Consider the following 2,085-nt stretch of genomic DNA (forward strand, 5'->3'; position numbering starts at 1 on the left):
CCGACAAGGTCCTGGCCAACCTCCACCTCGCCGTACCGGGCGTGACCCGCACCTTCGACGTCCACGATCCGGCCACCGGCCAGTTGATCGCCCAGGTCCCCGACTTCAACGCGCACCAGTCCCTCGACGCCGTCGCCCGGGCCGACGCAGCCGGCCGCTCCTGGGCTGCCACCACCACCCGGCACCGCGCCGACATCCTCCGCGCCTGGCACGACCTCATCCTCGGCAACGCCGAGGTGATCGCTCTGCTCATCACCCCTTTTGCCGATGCAGGGCATGGCCCCACCCTCATTTCGGCGGACGGGAGATCGTAGGCCGACCCGCCTCCATCATCTCGGCGACCCGGACCATCGTCTCCCGCAGCCACATGTGCGCCGCGTCGTGCATGTGGACTGGATGCCACCACAAGGCCTGCTGGATCGGCACGGCGTCATAGGGCGGTTCCATGATGCGGACGGGTGCGAGTCCGTCCAGCTCATCGGCGAGACTCCTTTGAAGGAGAGCTACCCGGCGGGTGCCCACGACCAGGAGTGGCATCAGCTGGAAACTGTCGACGGAGACCGCCACGCGCGGCTCGATGCCGAGCATGGCGATCTGACGGGCGGCGGGGGCATCGTAGGCTCGTTGGTACGTCACCCACGGCAGTCGTGCCAAGTCGTCGAGGGTGAGCTGCTCGCCGACCTCCGGGTTGTCATCCGCGACGAGGAAGACCCAGCTGTCCTGGTAGAGCTCGACCGTGGGGAAGCCGCGAATGATGCCGTGGGGCAGCAGTAGCCCGTCCACGGTGCTGAGCAGCGACCCGGTGCTGTCGATGATTTCGTTCGGCACCTGTTTGAACCTGAGCCGGATGCCTGGTGCCTCGGCTTGGACGGTGCGGGCGAGTTCGGTGCCGAAGACGGCAACCGCATAGTCCGAGGCGATCAGCGTGAACTCATGTTCCTCGCGGGAGGGGTTGAATTCCGCCTGACTGGCGAAGACGCGCTCCAGCAGGTCGCATGCGGTGGTGGTCCGGTCGAGGAGGGCCTGCCCGAGGGCGGTCAGTTCGTACCCTCCGCCCACCCGGGCGAGGAGGTCGTCGTCGAAGTGGCGGCGCAGCCGGGCCAGGGCCGCGCTCATCGCGGGTTGACTGAGCCCGATGCGCTGGCCGGCCCTGGTGACGTTGCGCTCCTGCAGGAGGGCGCGTAGGGCAACGACGAGGTTGAGGTCCAGGCTGGCCAAGTTCACGAAGCATCCCAATTCCGGAGCCGGCACCATCGGTATTCACCGGCTGGATTCTCATATACAGGAAATCGATTTCCCTGATTGCAATCTACTGCGCCAGATTAGTGGCACCGCAATCGGGAGGAAATCTCCGTGACATCCGCAGCCATGTCGGCACCCTTCACCCCCTTCTCCGGACCGTTCGCCATCGGCACCCTTTCGGCACCGGGCGAGACCAGGTTCCCGGGCCTCGTGACGCCGGACGGCCGAGCGCTCGACCTGCGCACGGCACTGGACGAATCCGCGTTGACCACGCTCACGCTCCTGGAGCGCTGGGACGAGGAGCTGCCGCGGCTGCACACCCTCGCCGGGGACCCCACGCGCGGCTGGCGGCCGCTGGCGGACCTGACGGTGCACGCGCCCGTCGAGCCCCGGCAGATCTTCCAGTCCGGCGCCAACTACCGGCAGCACGTGATCGACCTGGCGGTCGCACACCGCGCCCCGGACGCCCCGGGCACCGTCGAGGAGGCCCGCGCCGAGGTCGCGGCGGTCATGGACAAGCGGGCCGCCGAGGACCTCCCGTACGTCTTCATCGGCCTGCCGACCACGATCAGCGGCCCCTATGACGACGTGGTGCTGCCCGCCTGGGCCGAGAAGCCCGACTGGGAGCTGGAGGTGGCCGCGGTGATCTCCCGCCCCGCCTACCGGGTCACCGTGGAGGAGGCGCTGGAGTACGTCGCGGGCTACACCATCGCCAACGACCTGACCGACCGCGCGACCGTCTTCCGCCGGGACATGCCCCCGATCGGCACCGACTGGCTGCGCAGCAAGAACGCCCCCGGCTTCACCCCGCTCGGCCCGTGGATCGTCCCCGCCGGCTCCATC

Annotated in this window: 3 protein-coding genes; 2 read left to right on the plus strand and 1 reads right to left on the minus strand. The window is 68.7% G+C overall.

Features of this window, described 5'->3' with window-relative positions:
- Positions 1-314: aldehyde dehydrogenase family protein (locus ABZ281_RS47175; protein WP_356664760.1), on the plus strand; the 314-nt coding region annotated here is incomplete at its 5' end.
- Here the strand turns inward: ABZ281_RS47175 and ABZ281_RS47180 are convergent.
- Positions 289-1,224 carry a LysR family transcriptional regulator gene (locus tag ABZ281_RS47180; RefSeq protein WP_356664762.1) on the minus strand — a complete coding sequence of 312 codons (936 nt, stop codon included), beginning with the start codon at positions 1,222-1,224 and terminating at the stop codon, positions 289-291. The two genes, ABZ281_RS47175 and ABZ281_RS47180, sit on opposite strands and share 26 nt — an antisense overlap.
- Before the next feature lie 144 nt (positions 1,225-1,368).
- Here ABZ281_RS47180 and ABZ281_RS47185 point away from each other — a divergent pair.
- On the plus strand, positions 1,369-2,085 hold a 717-nt coding region (locus tag ABZ281_RS47185), incomplete at its 3' end, for a fumarylacetoacetate hydrolase family protein (protein ID WP_356664764.1).

Source organism: Streptomyces sp. NPDC006265, from assembly GCF_040613555.1.
Taxonomy (GTDB): Bacteria; Actinomycetota; Actinomycetes; order Streptomycetales; family Streptomycetaceae; genus Streptomyces.